Raw genomic sequence first — 23,195 nt, 5'->3', positions numbered from 1 at the left:
GCCTTTGATGAGTTTTGATATTGCCAAATACCCGACACTGGCGTTAGTTGACTCCACCCAGGAGTTACGTCTGTTGCCGAAAGAGAGTCTGCCGAAGCTGTGCGACGAACTACGTCGCTACCTGCTCGACAGCGTCAGCCGCTCCAGCGGCCATTTCGCCTCCGGGCTTGGCACGGTTGAGCTGACCGTGGCGCTGCACTATGTCTATAACACGCCATTCGATCAGCTGATCTGGGACGTGGGCCACCAGGCCTACCCCCACAAAATTCTGACTGGCCGTCGCGATAAAATTGGCACCATCCGCCAGAAAGGTGGCCTGCACCCGTTCCCGTGGCGCGGCGAGAGCGAGTATGACGTGTTAAGCGTCGGTCACTCCTCCACCTCCATTTCTGCGGGTATTGGTATTGCCGTCGCCGCTGAAAAAGAGAACAAACAGCGTCGCACCGTCTGCGTGATTGGCGACGGGGCGATCACCGCCGGTATGGCGTTTGAGGCCATGAACCACGCGGGTGATATCAAGCCGGACATGCTGGTTATCCTCAATGATAACGAAATGTCGATTTCTGAAAACGTCGGCGCGCTGAACAACCACCTGGCGCAACTGCTCTCCGGTAAGCTCTATTCAACCCTGCGCGAAGGCGGTAAAAAGGTCTTTTCCGGCGTACCGCCAATTAAAGAGCTGCTCAAACGTACCGAAGAACACATCAAAGGCATGGTGGTGCCGGGCACGCTGTTTGAAGAGCTGGGCTTTAACTACATCGGCCCGGTTGATGGCCACGACGTGCTGGGTCTGGTCACCACGCTTAAAAACATGCGCGACCTGAAAGGCCCGCAGTTCCTGCACATCATGACCAAAAAAGGGCGTGGCTACGAGCCGGCAGAAAAAGATCCGATCACCTTCCACGCCGTACCGAAATTCGACCATACCAGCGGTTGCCTGCCAAAAAGCAGCGGCGGCATGCCGAGCTATTCGAAAATCTTCGGCGACTGGCTGTGCGAAACCGCGGCCAAAGACAATAAGCTGATGGCGGTCACGCCCGCCATGCGTGAAGGCTCCGGCATGGTGGAGTTCTCTAAAAAATACCCTGACCAGTATTTTGACGTGGCTATCGCCGAGCAGCACGCCGTAACGTTTGCGGCTGGCCTGGCGATTGGCGGTTACAAACCGATTGTCGCCATTTATTCGACCTTCCTGCAGCGCGCCTACGATCAGGTGATCCATGACGTGGCTATCCAGAAACTCCCGGTGCTGTTTGCTATCGACCGCGCAGGCATCGTGGGTGCTGACGGCCAGACGCACCAGGGCGCATTTGATCTCTCCTTCCTGCGCTGCATTCCTGACATGGTGATCATGACGCCAAGCGACGAAAACGAATGTCGTCAGATGCTGTTTACCGGCTACCACTATCAGGATGGTCCAAGCGCGGTTCGCTACCCGCGCGGCAATGCCGTAGGCGTTGAACTGCAGCCGCTGGAAAAACTGGAGATCGGTAAAGGTCTGGTCAAACGTCGCGGAGAGAAAGTGGCGATTTTGAACTTCGGTACGCTGATGCCAGAAGCGGCAAAAGTCGCTGAAACCCTGAATGCGTCGCTGGTCGATATGCGCTTTGTAAAACCGCTCGATGAATCTCTCATTCTGAGCATGGCAGAAAGCCACGATGTGCTGGTCACGCTGGAAGAGAACGCCATTATGGGCGGCGCAGGTAGCGGTGTGAACGAAGTGCTGATGGCGAACCGTAAAATTGTTCCGGTGCTGAACCTCGGCCTACCGGATCACTTTATCCCACAAGGCACGCAGGACGAGGCCCGCGCGGCCATTGGCCTGGATGCCGCCGGTATCGAAGCTAAAATCCGTACCTGGCTTGCCTGAATTCCCCCCTTTTCCGCTCCTGCTATGCTTAAACGTAATGTTTAACACAGCAGGAGTGGAACCATGCAATACACTACATTAGGAAAAACAGACCTTAAGGTTTCCCGGCTTTGTCTGGGCTGCATGACGTTTGGCGAGCCTGACCGGGGAAAACATGCCTGGACGCTACCGGAAGAGAGCAGCCGCCCCATCATCAAACGCGCCCTCGACGGCGGCATTAACTTTTTTGATACCGCCAACAGCTACTCCGACGGCAGCAGCGAAGAGATCGTTGGTCGCGCCCTGCGTGACTTTGCTCGCCGGGATGACGTCGTTGTCGCCACCAAGGTTTATCATCAGGTTGGCGATCTCGCAGAAGGGCTGTCACGCGCGCAAATCCTGCGCTCTATTGACGACAGCCTCCGCCGCCTGAACATGGATTATGTCGACCTGCTGCAGATCCACCGTTGGGATTACAACACGCCGATTGAAGAGACGCTGGAAGCCCTTAACGATGTAGTGAAAGCGGGTAAAGCGCGGTACATCGGCGCGTCATCCATGCATGCTTCGCAGTTTGCGCAGGCGCTGGATCTCCAGGCGCAGCACGGCTGGGCGCGTTTTGTCACCATGCAGGATCACTACAACCTGATCTATCGCGAAGAAGAGCGCGAGATGCTGCCGCTTTGCTACCAGGAAGGGGTGGCGGTGATCCCATGGAGCCCGCTGGCGCGCGGACGCTTAACCCGCCCGTGGGGGGAAACCACCGCCCGCTCAGTATCGGATGAGTTTGGAAAAACGCTGTACGAAGGGACAGAAGCCAGCGATGCGCAGATAGCTGAACGCCTTGCGGGTATTGCTGACGAAACCGGAGCCACGCGTGCACAGGTAGCGCTGGCATGGGTGCTGAGCAAACGCGGTGTAGCAGCACCGATTATCGGCACATCGCGGGAAGAACAGCTGGATGAGTTGCTGAGCGCGGTGGATTTAACGCTGACGCCGGAGCAGATTGCGGAGCTTGAAACGCCGTATCAGCAACATCCGGTGGTGGGGTTTAAATAGGAATTGTGCGGCCTGATGCCCTCACCCTAACCCTCTCCCTGTGGGAGAGGGAATAAAACCTGTAGGCCGGGTAAGGCGAAGCCGCCACCCGGCAAAAAACTCACGCGAAGTGATCGTACCCTTTCCAGTCAAACGCGACCGGCTCACCTTCACGGACAAACTGCAGTCCTTCACTTTCCGGCATAATCTGCCCGATGCAGGTAAATTTCGCGCCCAGATTCGCTAACGCCACATCCAGCGTCCCGCGATTAAGCTCAGGAACGGTAAAGCACAGCTCGTAATCTTCACCGCCGGAGAGCGCCCAGCGCAGCGCCTGCTCAGGCTCGACGTGACGAAGCAGTTGCTCTGACAGCGGGAACAGATCCAGATCAACGCGAGCCCCCACGCCGCTGGCCTTCAGAATATGCCCCAGATCGGAGATCAGCCCATCAGACAGATCGATAGCCGAACTGGCACGATCGCGCAGCGCCTGGCCGTGCAGAATGCGTGGTGTTGGTCGCAGATGGCGTTTCACCAGATACGCCGCGTCGTCTTTATCGTCGACCGTTAAACGTTCCTGAAGGATCGCCAGCCCAGCCGCGCTGTCACCCGGCGTGCCGGTGATGTAGATCCAGTCGCCCGGTTTTGCGCCCGAACGTTTCAGCGCGCGTCCGACAGGCACATAGCCGTGGATCGCCAGCGTCATCGACAGCGGCCCGGCAGTGGTATCGCCGCCGATCAGCTGCATATCGTAGTAGTTGAGCTGGTCAAACAGCGCGTCGCTAAAGGCTTCAAGCCAGGCTTCATCGACATTCGGCAGGGTTAAAGCGAGCGTCAGCCATGCGGGATCGGCCCCCATCGCCGCCAGATCGCTTACGTTGACCGCCAGCGCTTTGTACGCCAGATCGGCAGGATCGATATCCGGTAAGAAATGACGTCCGCAGACTAAGGTGTCGGTACTGATTGCCAGCGTCTGTTTTTCAGGAATATTGAGAAGTGCGCAGTCATCGCCAATGCCGGTTTCAACATCAAGACGAGAGGTTCTGACACGGTCGAAATAACGGGCAATCAGGGAGAATTCGCCGCATGCCATACGTTATGCCTCAGCAAATTAAATAAAAAAACCGGAGCCGCACCGCCCGTCAGGCAATGCGAGACTCCGGTTTGCGGATCACTTTTTGTGGGGACGGATCGCAGGTGCGGCTTTATCCAGCACGCCGTTAACAAACTTATGGCTGTCTTCAGCGCCGAAGGTTTTCGCCAGTTCGATCGCTTCGTTGATGGCCACTTTGTACGGCACATCATCACGTTTAGACAGCTCAAACAGCGCGATACGCAACACTGCTTTTTCTACCTGGCCCAGCTCTTCGAGCAGACGGGAGAGGTAGGGTTTCATCAGACCATCGAGATACGCGCTATTAGTCGCCACTCCCGACAGCAGTTCACGGAAGTACAGAACGTCAACATCTTTCACGTCCTGTTCTGACAGGAACTGGTATTCAACATCAGCGATGTCGTTCTGGGACAACTGCCAGGAGTAAAGTGCCTGGACGGCACATTCACGGGCGCGGCGACGAGCAGCAGGTTTCACGGAATTCCCCTTACAAAAAAATCAGGCCTTAATGGCTTTCAATACATTGATCATTTCAAGCGCGGTCAGTGCAGCTTCTGCACCTTTGTTACCGGCTTTGGTGCCAGCACGTTCGATGGCTTGTTCAATACTTTCGGTGGTCAGTACGCCAAACGCGACAGGAATTTCAGCATCCTGTGCAACGTGCGCCAGACCGTTGCTTGCACCGCCCGCAACGTATTCGAAGTGCGCAGTGCCGCCACGAATAACCGTACCCAGCGCAATCACCGCGTCGTATTTACCGGTTTTCGCCAGCGCACCTGCTGCCAGAGGCAGTTCGTAAGCACCTGGAACCCAAACAACGGTAATGTTGTCATCTTTAACCTGGCCGATACGTTTCAGGGCGTCAATCGCACCTTCCAGCAGGCTGTCGTTGATGAAGTTGTTGAAACGCGCAATGGTGATGGCGACGCGAGCGTCCGGGGTAGCTACAGCAGCTTCAATAATGTTCATACTCTTCCTTTACGGGTTCATTTGGCCCCGCAGGGGGGCGGATTTTATCATAATACTTTGCGCACTGCTTCCCTATTTCAGGAGCAATTACGCTGTCGTTAAATGGAGGCAGACATCCGGGCCGACCGGACGTATCTCGCTAAATTTCAGTTGTGGTGCATCAGTAAGCGTCTCAAGGCCCGGTAGCACAAACAGGCCACGCGCATCGTTGCCTAGTAGTTTAGGCGCAACGTAAACAAGTAGCTCATCCACCAGCCCTGCCTGCAACAGCGCACCAGCCAGCGTCGGCCCTGCTTCCACCCAAATACTGTTTACCTGCTGCTTGCCGAGCAGCATCATCAGCACCACCAAATCGAGATGCCCGTTGTGCTCCGGCACCATGATACTGCGCACGCCTTCTGGCCATTCACGCGTGTCTTCTTTCGTGCGGGCAAACCAGGTTTCACCCGGTTGCTGCACGATGCGGTGCTTCGGCGTCACGCGGTTCTGGCTATCAATGACAATACGCAGCGGCTGGCGCAAATTGTCCTGCGGATACAGTGCCTGCGTTTCAGCATTCAGCTCATCCCAACGCACGGTCATCGCCGGATCGTCTGCCAGAACGGTTTCACTGCTGGTGAGAATAGCATGGCTTTGCGCGCGCAGACGTTGCACATCGCGCCTTGACTGAGGCGAGGTGATCCACTGGCTCTCACCGTTCGCCATCGCCGTGCGACCATCCAGCGAGGCTCCGAGCTTAAGCTGAATATACGGAAACCCTGTGCGCATGCGCTTCAGGAAGCCCTTATTGATAGCTTCAGCGTCTTGCATCATCAGGCCGTGGCTAACGTCGATCCCTTCCTGCTGCAGACGATACAGGCCGCGTCCGGCGACCTGCGGATTAGGGTCCTGCATCGCGGCAACCACGCGTGCGACACCCGCCGCAATCAGTGCTTCACAACATGGTGGCGTGCGCCCGTGATGGCTGCAGGGTTCCAGCGTCACATATGCCGTGGCACCACGCGCCTTCTCGCCCGCCATGCGTAGGGCATGAACTTCGGCATGCGGCTCGCCCGCGCGATAGTGAAAACCTTCGCCCACAATCTCGCCATCTTTTACGATGACGCATCCCACGTTGGGATTCGGATGGGTGGTGAAACGACCGCGCTGCGCCAGCTTCATGGCGCGTGCCATGTAAATCTCATCCTGCATCGGCTTAATCCTGTAAGCGGGCGATCTCTTCGCCGAACTCTTTGATATCTTCGAAACTGCGATACACAGAGGCGAAGCGGATATAGGCGACCTTATCGAGCTTTTTCAACTGCTCCATCACCAGGTTGCCGATCATTTTGCTCGGCACTTCACGCTCACCTAAACCACGAAGATGAGATTTGATATGGTTTAACGCCATTTCAACGTCGTCGGCACTGACCGGACGTTTTTCCAGCGCCTTCAGCATCCCGCTACGCAGCTTTTCTTCATTGAACGGCTCGCGCACATCGTTACTTTTCACGACACGCGGCATCACCAGCTCTGCAACCTCAAAGGTTGTGAAACGCTCGTTACATACCAGACATTGCCGACGGCGGCGTACGGATGATCCCTCGCCCACAAGACGAGAGTCGATGACTTTGGTATCCACAGCGGAGCAAAATGGGCAATGCATATGATGTCCCTGTTATCTGGTTAACTGATTTCTATTTTACCCTGAACTGGCCTGACAACAAAGGAAGAGCTTTTTGAGACAAAGGATCTATACCTGACGATACTATGCTGTCTACCATTACGAAGATCCGTTATTTCAAGGAAATAAACGCAATGACAAGACGTTACCTGAGAATTCTGCTGGTGGGGAGCCTCTTCACCCTTAGCGCCTGTGCACAGCAAACTGACGTTCGCGAGATGAAACAAAGCGTGAATACGCTGAACGCGGCAATGGACAAACTGAACAAGGAAACCGTGAAGATCACGCAGCAAAATGCGCTGAACGCCAAATCCAGCAGCGGCGTTTACCTGCTACCGGGTGCCAACACCCCCGCCCGGCTGAACAGCCAGATTGGCACACTGAAGATGTCGCTGGTGAATGTCGCAGCGAATGCGGATGGTACGCGTGCAACATTACGCATCCAGGGTGAATCTAACGATCCGCTGCCTGCCTTCAGCGGCACGGTGGAGTGGGGCCAAATTCAGGGCACCACAGAGAGCTACCAGGAAGTCAACGTGAAGAACCAGCTTTTCACCGCACCAGCCAGTACGCTGGCCCCAAGCGATGTTGATATCCCGCTGCAGCTGAGCGGACTCACGCCGGAACAATTAGGCTTTATCCGTATTCACGATATCCAGCCCGCCGCGCAATAACCCGCCTTTTTAGCGGAGTGTTATGTCACTCCGCTAACATTTACATCCCGCAAAGATTGGCAACATAAATGATTGCCGCTACAATCCCCGCCGTTTAAAGTACGCAAACGTGAACGCAATCGATTACGCGTATGAGAGATATGTGAAACAACACATATTTTTGTGAGCAAGGATTCCTATAATAGGCTCCGCAGAAACACGAAATATTTAGAAACGCAATTCGCGCATTTTTCACTCCCGGAAGGGAATTTCAATCAGTGGCATGATTATGAAAAAAACATTACTCGCAGCTGGCGCAGCGCTGGCACTTTCCACCTCTTTCACTGTTAACGCAGCGGAAAACAGCAAACCAGAATATGTTTCCGACTGGTGGCATCAGAGCGTTAACGTGGTTGGCAGCTACCACACCCGTTTCGGACCTCAGATCCGTAACGATACCTACCTGGAATACGAAGCGTTCGCCAAAAAAGACTGGTTTGATTTCTACGGCTATATGGATGCGCCAGTCTTCTTCGGTGGTAACACCGATGCGAAAGGTATCTGGAACCACGGTTCTCCGCTGTTCATGGAAATCGAACCACGCTTCTCTATCGATAAGCTGACCGGCACCAGCCTGGCGTTTGGTCCGTTTAAAGAGTGGTACTTCGCAAACAACTACATCTACGACATGGGCCGCAACAAGTCTGGCCGTCAGAGCACCTGGTACATGGGTCTGGGCACGGACATCGACACCGGCCTGCCAATGAGCCTGTCTCTGAACGTCTACGCGAAATACCAGTGGCAGAACTACGGTGCCGCGAACGAAAACGAGTGGGATGGCTACCGTTTCAAAGTGAAATACTTTGTGCCAATCACCCAGCTGTGGGGCGGTAACCTGAGCTATATCGGCTTCACCAACTTTGACTGGGGTTCAGACCTGGGCGATAACGACTTCCGCGACCTGAACGGCCGTAAAGCACGTACCAACGACTCTATCGCCTCCAGCCACATCCTGGCGCTGAACTACGATCACTGGCACTACTCTGTTGTTGCGCGTTACTGGCACAACGGCGGTCAGTGGAACGACGACGCCAGCCTGAACTTCGGCAACGGCGACTTCAGCGTGCGTTCTACCGGTTGGGGTGGTTACCTGGTCGTAGGTTACAACTTCTAATCAGTGCGGATTTCGCCCGGTGGCGCTGCGCTTACCGGGCCTACGATCCGAATGTAGGCCGGGTAAGGCGTAGCCACCACCCGGCTTTTTTACTGCCTCACCTTGCGCAAAAAATCCGCCAGTGACCTGTCCGCCCCCTCGCTGAACCGCCTCTCTGTCATCACAATATTGAGACACCGGTCGAGCCGGAAACAGCGATAGTCATCGCGTCGTTCGCACCACGCGGCCAGCAGCCAGTGCTCACCCCAGAAGAACAGCCCCAGCGGTTGCACTTCACGCCATGATAACTGGCCTGCTTCATCACGATAATGCAGCGCCAGCACACGCTGGGCAGAAATTGCCTGGTGGATCACGTCGAAACCACTACGGGAGTGTGGCTGAAGGGCAATATCCGGCGCATAAATCCGCGTCTGTTCTGCCTTGCGCCTGCTCTCCTCCGGCAGGATTGCCAGCACTTTCTCCTGAGCCGACTCCAGCTCACGTGACAGTGACTCGCCGCCCCAGGTTTTGAGCAGGCGAATCGCCACCATCAGCGCCTCAGATTCCTTATTGGTCAGCATCAGCGGCGGCAGGTCAAAGCCCGACATCAGCCGGTATCCGCTTCCCGCCTCGCCTTCGACCGGCACGCCAGACAGCGACAGGTCGCGAATATCGCGGTAAATCGTGCGTTCAGATACCTCCAGTCTGTCCGCAAGATGCGCTGCCGTTGTCAGCCGCCTGCCCCGCAGGATCTGCACAATCTGAAACAAACGGTCAGCGCGTCGGGTCATAGAGTCATCCGCTCTCAGGCTGGTTGATGGAGGCCGACGCGGTTCCCTTCGCTGTCGGTGAACAGGGCAATAGTGCCGATATCCTTTGGCAGTTCCAGCGGGCCAAATACGCACTCACCGCCTGCGGAGGCGATGCGATCGAGCGTGGCCGCCAGGTTGTCAGTATGCAGGTAAATAATAGCGCCCTGTTGAGAGGGTGTAATGCCGTCAAATTTTGCCAGCGCGCCGCCGGTCGCCGGGTCCTCATGCGGGAAAATAGCCAGCTCCGCAACGTCCATTTGCTCGCGCTTCAGCGTAATCTGCATTACTGGCTCATAAAATTTGATGGCGCGATCCATATCGGCGACCGGAATTTCAAACCAGTTAATCACACTTTTCATACTTCCTCCTGCCTGTTGTTTGGGTTCAGAAGGAGTCTACGACAGGGCTCCTGACAGCATACTGTCAGGAGTGTTTGTCAGGCGCAGGCAAAAAAAATCCCGGTCAGTGACCGGGATTTCGATAACGCGCTAAACGTCGCCTTACGGCAGAATGGACGGCTGATCCGCCCCTTCTTTCTCGACTTTCTGCTGGAGCAGGTGCTCGCGCTTCATGCCGAGTTTCAGTGCCAGTGCGGACGCGACGTAGATAGACGACGCCGTACCGATAGACACACCGATCAGCATGGTCAGCGAGAAGCCTTCCAGCACCGGGCCACCAAAGAGGAACAGCATCAGGATCACCATCAAGGTTGTACCGGATGTGATCAACGTACGGTGCAGCGTCTGAGTCAACGACACGTTAAAGATTTCGTACGGCGTACCGCGACGGATCTTACGGAAGTTTTCACGAATACGGTCAGAAACCACGATACTGTCGTTCAGTGAGTAACCGATAACGGACATCAGGGATGCCACAATCGTCAGGTCAATCTCAATGTGGAACAGAGACAGTATCCCCATGGTGATCACCACGTCGTGCGCCAGCGCGATAACCACACCGGCTGCCAGTCGCCACTCGAAGCGGAAACCGACATACACCAGAATCGAGATCAGCGCCACCAGCAGCGCCATAGCACCAGTCTGCGCAAGGTCTGCCCCTACGCTTGGGCCAACGAACTCAATACGCTTCACCGCCGCATTCTGGCTGGTGGTCTCGTTAATGACGTTAACAACCTTGCTGCCCAGCTCCTGGCTGCCGTTAACATCGTGTACCGGCGGCATACGTACCATGATGTCGCGGCTGCTGCCAAAGTTCTGCAGCAGCGGCTCTTCGAAGCCCGCTTTCTGCAGGGATTCGCGCATCTGGTCCATATCGACCGGTTTTTCCAGGGAGATTTCAATTACCGTACCACCGGTAAAATCAAGTCCCCAGTTAAAGCCTTTCACGCCCATAATGACGATGGACAGAATCAGCAGAAAACCTGAAATGCCGAAGGCCCAGTAGTCCCAGCGCATAAAGTCCCAGACTTTACGGCCGTGGTTCAATTGTTCAACAGTATATTCCTGTGCCACAACGCACTCCTCAGATAGACAGCTTTTTGACGCGCTTGCCGCCGTACAGCAGGTTCACGATGGCACGGGTGCCGACAATAGCGGTAAACATCGACGTTGCGACACCGATACCGGTGGTAATCGCAAAGCCTTTGATCGCGCCAGTACCCACTGCATACAGGATAAGAACCTTAATCAGTGTTGTTACGTTCGCATCGAAGATGGAGCTGAACGCCCCTCTGTAGCCTTCGTCAATCGCCTGCTGGACAGACCGACCGTTGCTCAACTCTTCTTTGATACGTTCGTTTATCAGTACGTTGGCGTCGACCGCCACCGCAAGGGTAAGAACGATACCCGCAATCCCCGGCATGGTCAGCGTCGCCCCTGGCAGCAGGGACATAATGCCGATGATCAGCACCAGGTTTGCAATCAGCGCACTGGTCGCAATCAGACCAAACTTCTTATAGAAGAAGATCATGAAGAGGATAGAGACCACGAGACCGGCCAGACACGCTTCCAGACCCTGCTGGATGTTCTGCATACCCAGAGTTGGACCAATGGTACGTTCTTCAACAATCTGAATCGGCGCAATCAGCGCACCGGCACGCAGCAGCAGAGAGAGCTGACGCGCTTCGTTCGGGTTGTTGATACCGGTGATACGGAAGCTGTTACCCAGACGAGACTGGATGTTGGCGATGTTAATCACCTCTTCCTCTTTCACCAGCACCGCACGGCCGTTAGCATCTTTCTTACCGCTGTCTTTGTACTCCACGAACAGGGTCGCCATCGGTTTGCCGATGTTGTCCTTGGTGAAGTTAGACATGATGTTACCACCCGCGCTATCCAGCGAGATGTTAACCTGCGGCTGATTGTACTCATCCTGGCTGGACGTGGAGTCGGTGATGTGGTCACCGGTCAGGATCACGCGTTTGTACAGCACTACCGGCTGACCTTCGCGGGTCTGTTTCACTTCCGAATCACCCGGAATACGGCCAGCAGCGGCGGCAGACTGGTCGACGTTAGAGTTCACCAGACGGAATTCCAGCGTCGCGGTCGCACCCAGAATCTCTTTCGCACGCGCAGTGTCCTGGATACCCGGCAGTTCAACCACGATACGGTCAGCACCCTGACGCTGTACCAGCGGTTCAGCCACACCCAGTTGGTTTACACGGTTACGCAGAATGTTGATGTTCTGCTGAACGGCATATTCACGCGCTTCTTTCAGACGCGCATCGGTCATCACCGCGCGCAGCTGGTTGCTGCCCTGAGAGGTGATCACCAGGTCACGGTGACGTTGGGTCAGGTAATCTACAGCCTGATCGCGCGCCGCGCTGTCGCGGAACGTGATGCTCATGCCGTAGTTATCTTCTTTACGCACGGTCGTGTACGCGATGCCTTTTTCGCGCAGATCGCTGCGCAGGCTGTCGATATTCTGTTCCTGCAGTTTGCCAAGCGCGGTATCCATATCCACTTCCATCAGGAAGTGAACGCCGCCACGCAGGTCAAGGCCGAGTTTCATTGGCTCTGCGCTCAGCGCAGCCAGCCAACGCGGGGTTGCAGGAGCAAGGTTCAGCGCCACGACATATTTATCACCCAGCACGCCCATCAGCGCTTCACGGGCGCGGAGCTGCGTGTCGGTGGTGTCGAAGCGAGCAAGAATTGCGCCCTCTTCCAGTGCCACAGACTTAGCGGTAATTTTTTCTTCTTGTAACGTTTTCTGGACCTGGATCAGCGTTTGCTCACTGGCGGCGACACCGCGCGCGCCAGTGATTTGAACGGCCGGATCCTCACCATACAGGTTGGGAAGCGCGTACAGCAGGCCGACGAAAATCACGACGACCAGCATGATGTACTTCCACAAAGGATAACGGTTTAACACGGCAGTTCCCTTTGGGAAAAGTTGGGATTACAGCGCCTTCATAGTGCCTTTTGGCAGAACGGCAGCTACGAAGTCACGTTTGATAACCACTTCAGTGGTGTCGTTCAGGGCGATAGCAATGTAGCCGTTTTCAGCTACTTTGGTTACACGACCCACCAGGCCACCGTTGGTCAGCACTTCATCGCCTTTTGCGATGGAGTTCATCAGGTTCTTGTGCTCTTTGGTACGCTTCTGCTGTGGACGCAGGATCATGAAGTAGAAGATCAGACCGAACACAACCAGCATCAGAATCAGAGACATCGGGCTGCCCTGCGCCGGCGCACCCGTTGCTGCTACCGCATCAGAAATAAAAAAGCTCATTCAAATTCCCTCATTATTAATATTAATCAACGTTCAAAGGTGGAACATCCCGGCCCTGACGTTGGTAGAAATCGGTCACGAAGCTCTCTAATTTACCCTCTTCGATAGCCTTACGTAAACCAGCCATTAAGCGCTGATAATAACGAAGATTATGAATGGTATTGAGACGCGCGCCCAAAATCTCGTTGCAACGATCGAGATGATGCAGGTACGCGCGAGAATAATTGCGACAGGTATAGCAATCACACTCGGAATCGAGCGGGCTGGTGTCACTCTTATGCTTCGCGTTACGGATTTTCACCACGCCATCGGTAACGAACAGATGACCGTTACGCGCGTTACGGGTTGGCATGACGCAGTCGAACATATCAATGCCGCGACGAACGCCTTCCACCAGATCTTCTGGTTTACCCACACCCATCAGGTATCGTGGTTTATCCGCCGGGATTTGCGGGCAGACATGCTCCAGAATGCGGTGCATATCTTCCTTCGGCTCACCGACAGCCAAACCGCCGACAGCGTAGCCATCAAAACCTATCTCTACCAGACCTTTAACGGAGATATCGCGTAAATCTTCGTAAACGCTGCCCTGGATAATGCCGAACAGCGCATTTTTGTTCTGCAGAGAATCAAAACGGTCGCGGCTACGCTTCGCCCAACGCAGGGACATTTCCATAGAGCGTTTCGCATAGTCCCAGTCCGCCGGGTACGGCGTACATTCGTCGAAGATCATCACGATGTCGGAGCCGAGATCGTACTGAATCTCCATCGATTTTTCTGGATCGAGGAAAATCGGATCGCCGTTGATCGGGTTACGGAAGTGCACGCCTTTTTCGGTGATCTTGCGGATATCACCCAGGCTGAAGACCTGGAAGCCGCCGGAGTCGGTCAGAATGGGGCCTTTCCACTGCATGAAGTCATGCAGGTCGCCATGCAGCTTCATGATCTCCTGACCCGGACGCAGCCACAGGTGGAAGGTATTGCCGAGGATAATCTGTGCGCCAGTGGCTTCCACTTCTTCCGGCGTCATCCCTTTTACGGTGCCGTAGGTGCCCACAGGCATAAACGCGGGGGTTTCGACCACGCCGCGATCAAACACCAGTCGACCGCGACGCGCGCGGCCATCGGTGGTATCGAGTTCAAATTTCATTTTTTCTCCTGTGTCAGAAAAACAGTCCAACACATTATTCCGGTGCCGCGGACTTATTCCCCGACACGCTCATTCAAAGCCTGCGGATTGTACGTGATAAACATCGCGTCCCCGTAGCTAAAAAAGCGATATTTTTGTTCTACCGCAGACTTGTAGGCAGCCATCGTGTGCTGATAACCCGCAAAAGCGGAAACCAGCATAATCAGCGTCGATTCAGGCAGATGGAAGTTGGTCACCAGCGCATCAATCACTTTGTACTGGTAGCCTGGGTAGATAAAGATTTGCGTATCACCAAAAAACGGCTCGATGAGATCGCTCTTCGCAGCCTGGGCGGCACTCTCAAGCGAGCGTACAGAGGTCGTGCCAACTGCGACGACGCGGCTCCCGCGCGCTTTCGCCGCCAGCACCGCATCCACCACCTCCTGCGGCACTTCGGCGTATTCGGAGTGCATAATGTGATCTTCAATGCTGTCCACGCGCACCGGCTGGAAGGTTCCCGCGCCGACGTGTAGCGTTACGAATGCCATCTCAACGCCTTTTGCGCGCAGTTTTTCAAGCAAAGGTTCATCAAAGTGCAGACCCGCAGTAGGCGCAGCCACCGCGCCAGGCTTCTGGCTGTAGACGGTCTGATAAAGCTCGCGATCGGCTTCTTCATCCGGGCGCTCAATGTATGGCGGCAGTGGCATGTGGCCGATAGTGTTCAGAATATCAAGCACCGTGCGCTCGTCATCGAATTCCACTTCAAACAGCGCATCGTGGCGCGCGGTCATGGTCGCTTTAATGCTCTCGTCATCGCCGAGCAACAGTTCAGCGCCCGGCTTAGGTGCTTTAGATGCGCGAATATGTGCCAGAATACGTTTATCATCGAGCATACGTTCGACCAGCACTTCAATCTTGCCGCCGCTGGCTTTACGGCCAAACAGACGCGCCGGGATCACGCGGGTATTGTTAAAGACCAGCAGATCGCCAGGGTTGAGCTTGTCGAGCAAATCGGTGAAAGTACCGTGCGTCAGCGCACCCGTCGGCCCGTCCAGTGACAGCAAGCGACAGCTACTGCGCTCAGGCATTGGATAGTGAGCAATCAGGGATTCAGGTAGTTCAAAGGAGAAATCGGCGACGCGCATGACGTATACTCGTGACTTAAAAACAGGCGGCATAGTCTAGTGCTCACACCCTTTTGCTGCAACAACTAGCCGACTCCGGACACAAAAACGCATGAATTTTCTCGCTCACCTGCACCTCGCTCACCTCGCTGACAGCTCCCTTTCCGGCAATTTGCTGGCCGATTTTGTGCGCGGCAACCCTGCCGATTCGTACTCTGCCGAGGTTGTCGACGGGATTTTTATGCATCGCCGCATCGATGTGCTGACCGATAACCTGCCGGAAGTGACGGAAGCTAAAGCGTGGTTTCGCCCTGAAACCCGCCGCGTTGCGCCGATCACGCTCGATGTGATGTGGGATCATTTTCTGTCGCGCCACTGGTCACAACTCTCACCCGAAATGCCGCTGCCGGAATTTGTGCGCTACGCCCATGCGCAGATAGCGACCATTCTGCCCGACTCACCGCCGCGCTTTGTGAACCTGAATAACTATCTGTGGTCGGAACGCTGGCTGGAGCGCTATCGCGAGATGGACTTTATCCAGAACGTGCTCAACGGCATGGCGAGCCGCCGCCCGCGTCTGGATGCGCTGCGTGACTCCTGGTACGACCTGGATGCACATTACGACGCGCTGGAAACGCGTTTCTGGCAGTTTTACCCGCGCATGATGGCGCAGGCGAAAAACAAACAGCTCTGACAGAATTCGCATTGATAGGTAAAAGCTGGCTGAACGATTGTCACCGCCTCTTTGTCTTATTACCAAACGCTCTCTATACTGGCCCGCGTTGCGTTCCAAATAACCTTAGTATCTACAGGAGAATCATATGGTTCTGGTAACTCGTCCTGCTCCGGATTTCACAGCTGCTGCCGTTCTGGGCAACGGTGAAATCGTTGAAAACTTCAACTTCAAACAGCACACCAACGGTAAAGCGACCGTTCTGTTCTTCTGGCCAATGGACTTCACTTTCGTTTGCCCGTCTGAGCTGATCGCGTTCGACAAACGTTACGAAGAATTCCAGAAGCGTGGCGTGGAAGTGGTTGGCGTCTCCTTCGACTCTGAATTTGTACACAACGCATGGCGTAACACCCCTGTCGACAACGGCGGCATCGGTGCGGTGAAATACGCGATGGTTGCGGACATCAAACGCGAAATCCAGCAGGCTTACGGTATCGAACATCCGGACGCTGGCGTTGCGCTGCGTGGTTCTTTCCTGATCGACGCAAACGGCATCGTTCGTCACCAGGTTGTGAACGATCTGCCGCTGGGTCGTAACATCGACGAAATGCTGCGCATGGTTGACGCGCTGCAATTCCACGAGCAGCACGGCGAAGTGTGCCCGGCTCAGTGGGAAAAAGGTAAAGAAGGTATGGCTGCATCTCCGGAAGGCGTTGCTAAATACCTGACCGAGAACGTATCCAGCCTGTAATCGGCACGGTTTACGAAGAAGGCCCGCTTATGCGGGCCTTCTTATTTAGAACGCGAGAGTAGGCATAATCGACGCCCATGCCGTAAGCCCCGCAGGCACCAACAAGGTGAGCGGGATTAATTACCGAACCAGACAGACGCGGAAATCGCAGGCAGAGAGAGAATACCGTCCTGAATAACGCCCTTACCCTCTTTCAATTTCCATGATTTCACGTTAATCAGCGGGGACTCATCCAGCACCACTTCACAGGCTTCGCCCCGGTTAATCGCCACCAGCACGCGCTGCTGGTTACAGACACGCACAAACACCACCACGTTATCGTGGGCATAAACCACCTGGCAGCCGCCGCAGCGCAGCGCCTGGCTTTGTTTACGCAGCTTCGCCATGCGCTGATACAGACCGAACAGCGCCTTGTCCTGCTTTGCTGGCTCCCACGGGAAGGTTTTGCGGCAGAACGGATCGTTGTTACCATCCAGCCCCACTTCATCCCCGTAGTAAATACACGGCACACCCGGCCAGGTGAAGAGCCAGATCACCGCCAGCGGCAGGCGCGCCACATCCTTGCCAAGCAGAGATATAAAGCGTGCGGTATCGTGGCTATCAAGCTGGTTAAACATTCTTAACTGCTGCTGATGCGACAGGCTGGCGCGGTAGTTATCCATCCACATCATGCAGGTTTCCGCATCGATCTGCTGCGGATCGTAGGAGATATCCGTGTTGGCGAGAAATCCCCACAGCGGGAAGGTAAAGCCGCGATAGTTCATCGCCGCATCTTCCGCATCGGCCTGCAGCCACTGACGCGCGTCGCCAAAATGTTCACCAAAAACAAACGCTTCAGGTTGCGCGGCTTTTGCGGAGCGAGTGATCCCGGCGACGTGCTGAAGATTGTTATGCGCCCCACCCGCCTCGCCGAGCATGTGCACCACGTCCAGACGCCAGCCGTCCATGTTCCACGGTGCCTTCAGCCAGTGCCGGACGATACTCTCTTCCCCGCCGTAGATCTCATTCACCAGCGAGGGCGACTGGAAATCCAGCTTCGGCAGGCTCGGGTAGCCCAGCCAGTCCAGCGCGCGGCCTTCGTCGTTAAAGCTGTACCAGTCACGTTGCGGTGAATCCGGGTTATGGCATGCACCGCCCATCGACTGATTATGGCGGTCAAACCAGGCATGAGAATCCCCACTGTGATTGAATACGCCGTCCAGAATCAGGCGCATACCTTCGTTTTGGGTATTCTCCCGCAGGCGCAACAGCGCCTCGTCACCACCAAACTGTTCGTCGACGTGGCGATAATCTTGCGTATCGTATTTATGTACGCTTGGGGCTTTAAATACCGGGTTCAGGTACAGGGCCGTCACGCCGAGTTTTTTCAGATACGGCAGTTTTTCGCTGATACCGTCGAGATCGCCGCCATAAAACGTTGAGCCACCCGCCTGCGCCGTCAGGGGTTCATCCCATTGTTTGAGAATAATGTCGTGGCCTGCAGCATGGTGATAGTAGACCTTATCCTGCTGCGCGGTGCGTTTTTCGCTGCGTGCAAAGCGGTCCGGGAAAATCTGGTAAAAAACCTGATCGTTAACCCATTGCGGGCCATTATCCGGGAAATCGACGGCAAACTGCTCCAGCCTTGCGGGAGGAAAGCGGCTGAATCCCTGCGGGGTAAACCACAGCTGACGATTATTCCACAGCAGTTTAAAGCTGTAGCGGCGGCGCGGCTGCCCGCTGCGTAAGTCGATATTTGCCCGCCACGCCGTGATCCCCGGCTGCGGCTGGCTGCGCTGTTTGTGCATTTTCAGCGACGTTTCTTCGTTATCCACTTCGGCGCGTAGCGTCACGCGTTCAGGCTGATTCTCCCCCGCCAGCCAGAGCGTAATCACAAGGTTGTCTTTGTTTTGCTTAACAAATGGGGCAACCGGAAGGTGCCAGGCGTTTAACATCACGAATCCCCTTTGATGAAATTGACGTCACCTTGCCACAGGGTGGTTAAGGATAGCTCACCATGGTGAGATTTATTGGGGGAGGAGGATGGGGGATGAGGCATCAGTGCAGCCTGATGTCTCATCCCAACCCTCTCCCACAGGGAGAGGGAGAAAGGAGATTACTGCGCTTCCGCCAGTTGACGGTCACGGCGGCATTTAAACATCCAGCCAACCAGCAGCAGGACGATCCACGCACAGCCCACGTAGAGGGAAACGCGGGTATCCGGGTGATAACCAATCAGGCCAATGATAAACACCAGGAAGATCAGCCCGACCACGGTCGTTGCCACACCGCCCGGCACTTTAAACTTCAGCGCTTTTGCTTCATCCGGTGACAGACGACGGCGGAAGGCAATCTGCGACAGCAGGATCATAATCCATACCCACACGGTCGCGAAGGTCGCCAGCGATGCAATCACCAGGAAAACGTTCTCCGGCATAATGTAGTTCAGATAGACCGAGAACAGCAGCGCAATAGTCATGACCAGCACTGTCACCCACGGCGTGCCGCGGCGAGAGGTTTTGGCAAATACCTTCGGCGCACTGCCCTGCTCTGCCATGCCGTGCAGCATACGGCCTACACCGAAAACGTCACTGTTGATTGCAGACAGCGACGCGGTCAGCACCACAAAGTTCAGGATGCTGGCAGCAAACGCAATGCCCATATGCTGGAAGGTCAGCACAAACGGGCTACCGTTGGTGCCCACCTGGTTCCACGGGTAGATGGACATAATCACGAACAAAGTGCCCACATAGAACACCAGAATACGCAACGGCACGGAGTTGATGGCGCGCGGAATAGATTTCTCCGGGTCTTTCGCCTCACCGGCGGTGATCCCGATAATCTCGATACCGCCGTAGGCAAACATGACCATCTGAAGCGACATCACCATCCCGAGCCAGCCGTTGCTGAAGAAGCCGCCGTTACTCCACAGGTTATGGATACCCGTCGGCTGACCGCCGTTACCAATACCCCAGATGATGATGCCGAAACCGGCGACAATCATGATGATAATGGTGGCGACTTTGAAGAAGGAGAACCAGAACTCCAGTTCACCAAACACCTTCACGCTCATCAGGTTAACGGCGCAGATGATTAACACCACGCTGAGCACCCAAATCCAGTGCGGCACCGCCGGGAACCAGACGCCCATATAGATACCAAACGCGGTCACATCGGCAATGGCGACAATCAGAATTTCGAAGCAGTAGGTCCAGCCGGTGATAAACCCGGCCAGCGGGCCTAAGTTTTCCTGCGCGTAGCGAGAGAAAGAGCTGGCGGAAGGGTTGTGAACCGACATCTCACCCAACGCACGCATGATGATATAGGCCGCCACGCCGCCAATGATATAGGCTAGCAGAACGCTTGGACCGGCCATTTTGATGGCATCTGCCGAGCCATAAAAAAGACCGGTGCCGATAGCAGAGCCCAGCGCCATAAAGCGGATGTGGCGGGTGCTCAGTCCACGTTTAAGTTTGTTAGTGCTTTCCATTTAAATCTTGCCATTCAACACGAAAAAACAAAAAACCACGGGGCCTTAAGCCCCGTGGTTAAACAGTTTGTTGCCGTTGATTAATGGGCGCTGGATGCGACCTGACGCCCTGCAGCACGGTCCCAGATAATCGCCAGAACCAGCGCAACAACGGTAGGCATCAGCCAGGCCAGACCTTGCTCGGACAGCGGCAGACGCTGTGTCCAGGCGGGCAGCACTTCACTGAATGCCGATGCTTTAATCCCGTCAAGGATACCAAAAATCAGGCTGATAAACATGGCTGGCGCAATAATTCGGGAGGAATTATTCCACCACGGACGGGTGAAGCTCAGCACCACCAGCACGATGCACGGTGGATAGATGGCCGTCAGCACCGGAATAGAGACCTGAATCAGGTGGCTCAGACCGAGGTTTGACACCGCCATCGAGAAGATGCCGAGGATAAACACCAGCGTGCGATAAGAGAGCGGCAGATACTGGGCAAAGAACTCGGCACAGGCGCAGGTCAGCCCCACCGCCGTCACCAGACACGCCAGGAAAATCAGCACCGCCAGCAGCATACTGCCCGCACCGCCAAAGGTATGCTGAACGTAGGCATGCAGGATCGCCGCACCGTTTACATTCTGGTCAACCAGCGTCGCGCTGTCAGAGCCCAGGCGGAACAGCGCCAGATACAGCAGCGTCAGGCCCACACCGGCCATCAGGCCCGCCCAGATAGTGTAGCGGGTCAACAGACGCGCTTCGGTCACGCCACGGGAACGTGCGGCATTCACGATAACAATACCAAACACCATCGCGCCCAGCGTATCCATCGTCAGATAGCCATTCACAAAACCGTTAGAAAACGCGGCGTTTTGATATGCATCCATCGCATTGCTGATAGGACCCGCTGGCCAGATGATGGCCGCAACGGCCAGCACAATCAGCGCCACAATTTTCATTGGAGCCAGGAAGTTACCCACGGTATCCAGCAGTTTACCCGGATAGAGGGACACGAGGATCACAATCGCGAAGTAGACCAGGCTGTAGATAAACAGCGGCATCGCGCCGTCACCGGTCAGCGGAGCAATCCCCACTTCGAAGGATACGGTCGCAGTACGTGGCGTCGCAAACAGCGGGCCCACGGCCAGGTAGCAGACCGTCGCCAGCAGAACGCCAGCCACTTTGCCAATCGGGGTGCTCAGGCTATCGACACCGCCGCCGACTTTCGCCAGCGCGACGACCGTCAGTACCGGCAGACCTACAGCAGTAATCAGGAAACCAAACGCAGCTGTCCAGACGTGTTCACCCGCCTGTAAGCCAACCATGGGTGGGAAAATGATGTTGCCTGCGCCAACGAACAGCGCGAATGTCATAAAGCCCAGCGCGATGATGTCACGCGATTTTAAGTGATGGGTCATAGAACCTTACTGCCTGTGGATGTGGTGTTGAAAACGTTGAGATTTTCGCCATCCCTGACGGGACAATACAGCGGAAAATTTGCTCAATTTCAGCGGGATATTCTCCCGTCCTGGCGTGGAGAAGAATAGTTTTTCGATTTACCACGCAAATACAGTCGGTATGACAGTATCTGGGGGGCAATTTAAACGCTTATAACGTTTAAAGGCAAGGTGGGATCGTAAAACCAGAACAATATGCCAGCATGAAAACAGCAACCAGCACAATACGCCAGTTATAAGAAAAACGCATGGCTAATCATGCGAACAAAAAAACATCAACCGTATAAAATTCACTCGCGTTTCGCTTGACTGCAAAGTAAACGGGCCAGCAATCGCTGGCCCGTGGAAAGGAAGGGTGACATACCTGCTTTCAGGCGATCTTTTTGGCAATTAATCGTTCCGGAATAACGAAACTGAAACGCGTTCCTTTGCCCGGCGTGCTCTGGATATCCAGACGGCTCTCGTGGTGATTAACCGCATGTTTCACAATCGCCAGACCCAGACCGCTTCCCCCGGTCTGCCGCGAGCGCGCCTTGTCTACACGGTAAAAACGCTCGGTCAGGCGTGGAATGTGCTCCGGTGCAATACCCGGACCGTTATCCTCAACGCTAAACTCCGCACCTGCTGGCACATGGTGCCAGCGCACCATAATGCGCGTCCCCGCTGGCGTATGATTCACCGCATTGTAAACCAGGTTGGAAATGGCACTACGTAACTCGTCTTCACTGCCGAGCACTTTCAGCGTGTTATCAACGTCGAAAATAAGTTCATGCTTTTTATGGCTTAACGTCTGCGCTTCACGTTCAACCACCCGTAACATCATCGGCACGTCGATGGTGTCATTCAGCGCCAGCGTAGGGGCCGCTTCTATTTTTGACAGCGTGAGAAGTTGTTTCACCAGCCCTTCCATCCGGTACGTTTGCTCGCGCATGGTGTGCAGCGCTTTCTCGCGCGGAGCGCCTTCCAGCGTTTGCTCCTGCATCATCTCCAGGTAACCCTGGAGCACCGTCAGCGGCGTGCGTAGCTCGTGGCTGACGTTGGCGAAGAAGTTGCGGCGCGCCCCTTCCAGCTGGTGCATCTGGGTCACATCGCGCGCAACCATCAGCCACTGCTGATCGCTGTACGGCATCACGCGGATCTCAAGATGCCGACCGTTATTGAGCTTCAGATTGTGCGGACGGGTAAAATCACGCTTTTTCAGATACAGCGTGAACTCCGGGTAACGCAGAAGGTTAAGGATGTTCTGGCCGTTATCGTCCGGCCAGCGCAAGCCCAGCAGCTGCTGCGCCAGACCATTACACCAGAAGATCGTCCCCTCTTCGGTGGTCAGAATAACGGCATCCGGCAGCGATTCCGCGCCACTGCGAAAACGCTTAATCAAACTTCCCAGCTCGCGGCGACGCTTTTTGTTGCGCATCTGCATCTGGTGAAGGCCGTAAAGCAGCGGCTCCCAGCTTCCGCTTCCTGGCGGTGGCGTCATACTTCTGTCCACCCACAGCCACCAGGAGAGGCGCAGTAAGTTCCAGAAATGCCAGATCAGTAATCCGGTCACTGCCGCCAGCAGGAACCACGGTAAATGTCCAAAAAAGGCCCCCAGAATGAAGGCCGGAATACAACATAAGATCAGTTCAAAGACGAGCCTTTTCCATGACAGACGTTCCAGCACGCG

22 protein-coding genes are annotated in these 23,195 nt (G+C 55.2%); 6 read left to right on the top strand and 16 right to left on the bottom strand.

Going from position 1 to position 23,195, the window contains the following annotated elements; translation table 11 throughout:
• Nucleotides 1-7 precede the first annotated feature (7 nt).
• Nucleotides 8-1,870 carry a 1-deoxy-D-xylulose-5-phosphate synthase gene (gene dxs / locus EoCCA6_RS17010; RefSeq protein ID WP_152083642.1) on the top strand — a complete coding sequence of 621 codons (1,863 nt, stop codon included), beginning with the start codon at nucleotides 8-10 and terminating at the stop codon, nucleotides 1,868-1,870.
• Nucleotides 1,871-1,933: 63 nt separating this feature from the next.
• Nucleotides 1,934-2,908, top strand: coding sequence for an aldo/keto reductase (locus tag EoCCA6_RS17005; RefSeq protein WP_152083641.1), 975 nt, complete (start codon nucleotides 1,934-1,936; stop codon nucleotides 2,906-2,908).
• Nucleotides 2,909-3,008: 100 nt separating this feature from the next.
• On the opposite strand, the gene thiL is transcribed toward EoCCA6_RS17005, so the two are convergent.
• The 5 genes from thiL to nrdR form a co-directional block, all read right to left on the bottom strand.
• Nucleotides 3,009-3,980: a thiamine-phosphate kinase gene (thiL, locus tag EoCCA6_RS17000; protein ID WP_152083640.1), complete on the bottom strand. Its 972-nt coding sequence runs from the start codon at nucleotides 3,978-3,980 to the stop codon at nucleotides 3,009-3,011.
• 78 nt (nucleotides 3,981-4,058) lie between these two features.
• A complete protein-coding gene (gene nusB / locus EoCCA6_RS16995) occupies nucleotides 4,059-4,478 on the bottom strand; it encodes a transcription antitermination factor NusB (RefSeq protein ID WP_006809908.1) in 420 nt (139 codons plus the stop codon).
• A 21-nt stretch (nucleotides 4,479-4,499) separates the two neighbouring features.
• On the bottom strand, nucleotides 4,500-4,970 hold the full coding sequence (gene ribH / locus EoCCA6_RS16990; protein WP_006176874.1) for a 6,7-dimethyl-8-ribityllumazine synthase: 471 nt from the start codon (nucleotides 4,968-4,970) through the stop codon (nucleotides 4,500-4,502).
• A gap of 87 nt (nucleotides 4,971-5,057) precedes the next feature.
• Complete coding sequence (gene ribD, locus EoCCA6_RS16985) at nucleotides 5,058-6,161, bottom strand: bifunctional diaminohydroxyphosphoribosylaminopyrimidine deaminase/5-amino-6-(5-phosphoribosylamino)uracil reductase RibD (RefSeq protein ID WP_152083639.1); 1,104 nt, start codon at nucleotides 6,159-6,161, stop codon at nucleotides 5,058-5,060.
• A gap of 4 nt (nucleotides 6,162-6,165) precedes the next feature.
• Nucleotides 6,166-6,615, bottom strand: a complete 450-nt coding sequence (gene nrdR / locus EoCCA6_RS16980; protein WP_006176872.1) for a transcriptional regulator NrdR — start codon at nucleotides 6,613-6,615, stop codon at nucleotides 6,166-6,168.
• Between the two features lie 152 nt (nucleotides 6,616-6,767).
• Here nrdR and EoCCA6_RS16975 point away from each other — a divergent pair, with 152 nt between their 5' ends.
• Together EoCCA6_RS16975 and EoCCA6_RS16970 are read left to right on the top strand one after the other, a co-directional pair.
• Nucleotides 6,768-7,307 carry a SadB/YajI family lipoprotein gene (locus tag EoCCA6_RS16975; protein WP_152083638.1) on the top strand — a complete coding sequence of 180 codons (540 nt, stop codon included), beginning with the start codon at nucleotides 6,768-6,770 and terminating at the stop codon, nucleotides 7,305-7,307.
• A gap of 268 nt (nucleotides 7,308-7,575) precedes the next feature.
• Nucleotides 7,576-8,460: a nucleoside-specific channel-forming protein Tsx gene (locus EoCCA6_RS16970; protein WP_152083637.1), complete on the top strand. Its 885-nt coding sequence runs from the start codon at nucleotides 7,576-7,578 to the stop codon at nucleotides 8,458-8,460.
• Between the two features lie 89 nt (nucleotides 8,461-8,549).
• Here the strand turns inward: EoCCA6_RS16970 and EoCCA6_RS16965 are convergent, their stop codons facing one another.
• The 7 genes from EoCCA6_RS16965 to queA all read right to left on the bottom strand — a co-directional run bounded on the left by EoCCA6_RS16965 (nucleotide 8,550) and on the right by queA (nucleotide 15,215).
• Nucleotides 8,550-9,230, bottom strand: a complete 681-nt coding sequence (locus tag EoCCA6_RS16965) for a helix-turn-helix transcriptional regulator (RefSeq protein ID WP_152083636.1) — start codon at nucleotides 9,228-9,230, stop codon at nucleotides 8,550-8,552.
• A gap of 14 nt (nucleotides 9,231-9,244) precedes the next feature.
• Entirely contained in the window at nucleotides 9,245-9,610 is a 366-nt protein-coding gene (locus EoCCA6_RS16960; protein WP_152083635.1) for a VOC family protein, read from the bottom strand.
• Nucleotides 9,611-9,751: 141 nt separating this feature from the next.
• Complete coding sequence (gene secF / locus EoCCA6_RS16955; RefSeq protein WP_152083634.1) at nucleotides 9,752-10,723, bottom strand: protein translocase subunit SecF; 972 nt, start codon at nucleotides 10,721-10,723, stop codon at nucleotides 9,752-9,754.
• A 10-nt stretch (nucleotides 10,724-10,733) separates the two neighbouring features.
• A complete protein-coding gene (gene secD, locus EoCCA6_RS16950) occupies nucleotides 10,734-12,581 on the bottom strand; it encodes a protein translocase subunit SecD (RefSeq protein WP_152083633.1) in 1,848 nt (615 codons plus the stop codon).
• 27 nt (nucleotides 12,582-12,608) lie between these two features.
• Nucleotides 12,609-12,941 (bottom strand): preprotein translocase subunit YajC, encoded by a 333-nt coding sequence (gene yajC, locus EoCCA6_RS16945; protein ID WP_003859109.1) that lies wholly within the window; start codon nucleotides 12,939-12,941, stop codon nucleotides 12,609-12,611.
• 22 nt (nucleotides 12,942-12,963) lie between these two features.
• Nucleotides 12,964-14,091 carry a tRNA guanosine(34) transglycosylase Tgt gene (tgt, locus tag EoCCA6_RS16940; protein WP_152083632.1) on the bottom strand — a complete coding sequence of 376 codons (1,128 nt, stop codon included), beginning with the start codon at nucleotides 14,089-14,091 and terminating at the stop codon, nucleotides 12,964-12,966.
• Nucleotides 14,092-14,144: 53 nt separating this feature from the next.
• Entirely contained in the window at nucleotides 14,145-15,215 is a 1,071-nt protein-coding gene (gene queA / locus EoCCA6_RS16935) for a tRNA preQ1(34) S-adenosylmethionine ribosyltransferase-isomerase QueA (protein WP_152083631.1), read from the bottom strand.
• A gap of 91 nt (nucleotides 15,216-15,306) precedes the next feature.
• On the opposite strand from queA, the gene acpH reads away from it, so the two are divergent.
• Nucleotides 15,307-15,888: an ACP phosphodiesterase gene (gene acpH / locus EoCCA6_RS16930; protein ID WP_152083630.1), complete on the top strand. Its 582-nt coding sequence runs from the start codon at nucleotides 15,307-15,309 to the stop codon at nucleotides 15,886-15,888.
• A gap of 127 nt (nucleotides 15,889-16,015) precedes the next feature.
• Nucleotides 16,016-16,618 carry a peroxiredoxin C gene (locus tag EoCCA6_RS16925; protein WP_152083629.1) on the top strand — a complete coding sequence of 201 codons (603 nt, stop codon included), beginning with the start codon at nucleotides 16,016-16,018 and terminating at the stop codon, nucleotides 16,616-16,618.
• 116 nt (nucleotides 16,619-16,734) lie between these two features.
• On the opposite strand, the gene malZ is transcribed toward EoCCA6_RS16925, so the two are convergent.
• The 4 genes from malZ to phoR form a co-directional block, all read right to left on the bottom strand.
• Nucleotides 16,735-18,552 (bottom strand): maltodextrin glucosidase, encoded by a 1,818-nt coding sequence (gene malZ / locus EoCCA6_RS16920; RefSeq protein WP_152083628.1) that lies wholly within the window; start codon nucleotides 18,550-18,552, stop codon nucleotides 16,735-16,737.
• 161 nt (nucleotides 18,553-18,713) lie between these two features.
• Nucleotides 18,714-20,087, bottom strand: coding sequence for a proline-specific permease ProY (gene proY / locus EoCCA6_RS16915; protein WP_152083627.1), 1,374 nt, complete (start codon nucleotides 20,085-20,087; stop codon nucleotides 18,714-18,716).
• A gap of 80 nt (nucleotides 20,088-20,167) precedes the next feature.
• Nucleotides 20,168-21,487 carry a branched-chain amino acid transporter carrier protein BrnQ gene (gene brnQ / locus EoCCA6_RS16910; protein ID WP_152083626.1) on the bottom strand — a complete coding sequence of 440 codons (1,320 nt, stop codon included), beginning with the start codon at nucleotides 21,485-21,487 and terminating at the stop codon, nucleotides 20,168-20,170.
• Between the two features lie 409 nt (nucleotides 21,488-21,896).
• Nucleotides 21,897-23,192: a phosphate regulon sensor histidine kinase PhoR gene (gene phoR, locus EoCCA6_RS16905; protein ID WP_152083625.1), complete on the bottom strand. Its 1,296-nt coding sequence runs from the start codon at nucleotides 23,190-23,192 to the stop codon at nucleotides 21,897-21,899.
• Between the last annotated feature and the right edge of the window lie 3 nt (nucleotides 23,193-23,195).

The organism is Enterobacter oligotrophicus, from assembly GCF_009176645.1.
Classification (GTDB): Bacteria; Pseudomonadota; Gammaproteobacteria; order Enterobacterales; family Enterobacteriaceae; genus Enterobacter; species Enterobacter oligotrophicus.
This window is presented reverse-complemented; position numbering and strand designations above follow the sequence as displayed.